General features: G+C 68.3%; 4 protein-coding genes. 2 read left to right on the top strand and 2 right to left on the bottom strand.

What is annotated here, in order from left to right:
- Positions 1 to 403: 403 nt before the first annotated feature.
- Together Q1N79_RS15595 and Q1N79_RS15590 are read left to right on the top strand one after the other, a co-directional pair.
- Entirely contained in the window at positions 404 to 1,483 is a 1,080-nt protein-coding gene (locus Q1N79_RS15595) for an NAD(P)-dependent oxidoreductase (RefSeq protein WP_300609750.1), read from the top strand.
- A gap of 41 nt (positions 1,484 to 1,524) precedes the next feature.
- Positions 1,525 to 2,943 (top strand): hypothetical protein, encoded by a 1,419-nt coding sequence (locus Q1N79_RS15590; RefSeq protein ID WP_300609748.1) that lies wholly within the window; start codon positions 1,525 to 1,527, stop codon positions 2,941 to 2,943.
- A gap of 13 nt (positions 2,944 to 2,956) precedes the next feature.
- Here Q1N79_RS15590 and Q1N79_RS15585 read toward each other — a convergent pair whose 3' ends face one another.
- Together Q1N79_RS15585 and Q1N79_RS15580 are read right to left on the bottom strand one after the other, a co-directional pair.
- Positions 2,957 to 3,544, bottom strand: coding sequence for a methyltransferase domain-containing protein (locus tag Q1N79_RS15585; RefSeq protein WP_300609746.1), 588 nt, complete (start codon positions 3,542 to 3,544; stop codon positions 2,957 to 2,959).
- A gap of 126 nt (positions 3,545 to 3,670) precedes the next feature.
- A partial coding sequence (locus Q1N79_RS15580; RefSeq protein WP_300609744.1) for a hypothetical protein occupies positions 3,671 to 3,875 on the bottom strand: 205 nt, incomplete at its 5' end.

The raw sequence follows: 3,875 nt of genomic DNA, 5'->3' as shown, positions 1-3,875 counted from the left end.
GTAGAGCTCGACCCCGCCGACGACCTCATACGCCGGGTCGCCCTTGCCCTTCGGGCACACGACGGCTACCTGGTAGCCGGCCGCAGTGAGTGCCTGGCACTCGAGCCACACGCGCCGGTCGAACGGCACGGGGAGGTTCTGGACGATGATCAGAACTCTGCGCTGCTGCACTCGCATATGAGCGCCTGGCGTCCGCTCCTGATACGTTCGCGGCGCTTGTGCCTGGCCTTTGCCTGGCCCTGTGCCTGGCCTTGTGCCGGCCTTGGCGGGCCTTGCCGGGGCGGCCCCGGCGCGAGAACAAGGCGGTCCTTTGTATCAAGACCGGTGCTGAGCGGTCTGATGGTTGTTAGGTTACTGTCTCGCTGGCCAGCCGGAGCGACGACGCCGAACGCAGGGGGAGCGCATGAAAATCCTCGTCGCAGGCGACCGCGGGTACATCGGGGCCGTCCTCGTGCCTTTCCTGCGCGCCGCCGGGCACGACGTCGACGGGCTTGACCTCGGCTTGTACGAAGGATGCGACCTCGGCCCGGCGCTGCCGGACGCCGGCCCGCGGGCCATGCTGGACATGCGCCGCGTCACGGCTGCCGGCCTGTCCGGGTACGACGCGGTGCTCTGCCTGGCGGCGCTGTCCAACGACCCGCTCGGCGACCTCAACCCGGCGGCGACCTATTCGGTCAACCTCGACGGGACGCTCGCGCTGGCCCGGGCCGCGAAGCAGGCCGGCGTCGAGCGCTTCCTGTTCTCCTCCTCCTGCAGCCTCTACGGGGCCGCCGGCTCGGCCGCCGTGGCCGAGGACGCGGAGCTGTTCCCCGTCACCCCGTACGGCGAGACGAAGGTTATCGCAGAACGAGAACTGTCCAGGCTCGCGGACGACAACTTCTCTCCGACATACCTGCGCAACGCGACCGCGTACGGCGCGTCGACGAGGCTGCGCCTTGACATCGTGGTGAACAACCTGACCGCCGTGGCGCTGACCACCGGGCAGGTGCGCCTGGAAAGCGACGGCACGCCCTGGCGGCCGCTCGTGCACATCGAGGACATCAGCCGCGCCTTCCTCGCCATGCTCGAAGCGCCCCGCGACGTCGTCCACGACCAGGCGTTCAACGTCGGGCGGGCGCAGGACAACGTGCAGGTCCGCGACGTCGCCGAGATGGTGCGCGCGGCGGTGCCCGGAGCTGTGGTGACGCTTGCCGACGGCGCGGGTCCTGATATCCGCGACTACCGGGTGGATTTCGGCAAGCTCGAGTCGGCCTTCCCCGATCTGAAGCTGCGGTGGAGCGTGCGGGACGGGGTCGCGGAGCTTCTCCAGGCCTACACCGCGTACGGCCTGACCCACGATGACTTCGTCTCCGCCAGGTTCGTGCGGCTGCGCAGGATCCGCGAACTGCTCGCGGCCGGCGCCGTCGATGAGATGCTCTACCGGACGACCAGCAGTCCGTTCCCGGCCTGCGCACCGAGGGGAATTGATGCCGGACCTGTGTGAGTCGCCAGCGCCGGCGCCGTCACGGCGAGGACACGCGATCGATGCTTAACCGAGCGGGTGGCGCGCGCAATCTCGGGCTCAAGCTCGCGCACCGTTTCGGCTGGGGCCTGGCTGACCAGGGGATGTCCAGCCTGAGCAACGCCGCGTTGAGCTTTTACGTGGCCAGGGAACTAGGCGCGACCGAGTTCGGCGCCTTCAGCATCGTGTACGTGACATACTCGTTCGCGCTCAACGCCTCCCGCGGACTTGCCACCGAGCCGCTGCTGGTCCGGTTCAGCCACGCGGAAATCCGGGCGTGGCGGTGGGCGGTCAAGCGTTCCACGGGCACCTCGGTCCTCGCGGGCATCGCGATGGGCATCTGCGCGCTCATGGCCGGCGCCGCGATCAAGGGCACGCTCGGCGTCGCGTTCATCGCGCTCGGGCTGACGATGCCCGGCCTGATGCTGCAGGACAGCTGGCGGTACGCGTTCTTCGCGCTCGGACGCGGCAGCCAGTCCCTGCTCAATGACACCGTGTGGACCGTGGCGATGTTCGTCGCCATGGTGGCCCTGCGGGTCATGCATTACGATTCCGTGTTCTGGTTCGTGCTGATCTGGGGGCTGACCGCCACTTTCGCGGCCTGCATAGGCCCGCTGCAGTCGCGGGTCATACCCAACCCGCTCTGCGCCCTGGAGTGGATGGCCCGTAACCGGGACCTGGGGCCGCGCTTCCTCGCGGAGAACACGTCCAACGCAGGCGCTGTCCAGCTGCGGATCTACTGCATCGGCGGCATCGCGGGCCTGGCCACCGTCGCCTACGTCCAGGCGGCCGGCCTGCTCTTGGGGCCGTTCCTCGTCGTTTTCATGGGCATATCGATCGTCACCGTCCCGGAGGCGGCGCGGGTCCTGCGCAACTCCCCGCATCACTTGCGACGCTACTGCCTGCTGGTCGGCGCCGCCCTGGCGATCGGGTGCGCGCTGTGGGGTGTCGCGCTGCTCGCGACGATCCCGAGGGGGCTGGGCGACCTGCTGCTCGGCGCGAAGCTGTGGCGGCCCGCGTACGCGCTGGTGATCCCCTACACGATCACCGTCATGGGATCGTGTTTCACCCAGGGCGCGATGGCGGGCTTGCACGCGCTCGGCGCCGCCCACCGCAGCCTGCGCTCGATGATCTTCGGGTCAGCCCTGTACCTCGGCCTCGGTGTCGGGGGCGCCTTCTACCACGGCGCCACTGGGACGGTGTGGGGGACGGCGATCGCGACATGGCTCGGGACCATGATGTGGTGGGGGCAGCTGCACACTGGCCTGCGGGAGGCCGGGCACAGCAAGGTCCGCGTCCCGTTGCTGCACCTGGCCGGCCGGCACCGGCGGGTGCCGGCCGGCCAGCGGCTGTCATCGGGGCACGACGGCAGGCCTGGCGTCCGCCCCGGGCCCCTTCGCGCGCCGTCCCCGATCGGGGACGGCGCGAGTGAGATCGGGTAGGCCGCGGCGAGGACTACCGCGCCGAGCAGATGAAGAAGTACTCCACGGCCAGTTTCCTGCTGACGACCGGGATGCTCGGGGTGACGGGCATGTTGACCGCCATGGCGGCCCGCCGCCATGGCTGGCCGCCATGCCAGTTGTGCGAGGTAGGGAACGACCTGCGGATGCGGAAGTAACGGGCCAGATCCTGCCTGAAATCGTCCAGCGGCTGAACGTTGCTGTACGCCTCGAACATCCGGCTGTCGCGGTGGCCGAAGTTGGTGTACGTCACGATGAATGTGCCGTCAGGGCGCAGTATCTGCGCGATCTCGCGGAGCTTCTCGGACTGCTGTGAGCCGACGTATTCGAAGAGTCCCTGGGCGACGACGATGTCGAACGTCATGGTCCCAAACGCGATTGGCGCCTTGAGGATGTCGACTTCGAGAAGGTAGTCCGCAGGGATGTGTATGGCTAGGTCGATCCCGTAGTAACGGATGTTGTCCGCCAGCACGGACCGCAGCGTTGCGGGCCCGCAGCCGACGTCGAGCAGGTCGCATTTCCTGCCCTGCGCGATGGTGTCTACGATGCGCCCGCATTTGCGCAGTCGAAAGTGCGGGGCCACATGCTTGAGGCTCTCCCTTATCCAGAAATCCCGCTTGTGGGATTCCGCTATCCGCTGAGATACAGAGGGTCCAGGCCCAGCCACAGCTGATTTGCGCACCCTGTGTCTCCCCTTCCTTAATTGCCGTCAGGCCATCCGGCGGGCAGCGACCCCCTCATCTAGAGAGTCCCGCCCTGATAGGGGCAGTGCAGCGTCCTCGGCAGCCCGGGTGTCCCAGCGCGCCACGGCCGAGTCGATCGGGATAGCCGGCAACGGGTCGATGGACTCCGGGCCATCCGGTTGGTTGCGGCCGAGGAATGCCCTGCTAGAGAACCACTTCGCCAGGTACCGG

The sequence above is a fragment of the Trebonia sp. genome, from assembly GCF_030042015.1.
Taxonomy (GTDB): Bacteria; Actinomycetota; Actinomycetes; order Streptosporangiales; family Streptosporangiaceae; genus Trebonia.
Note: the sequence above shows the minus strand (reverse complement) of the source record. Positions and strands in the feature narration are given on the sequence as shown.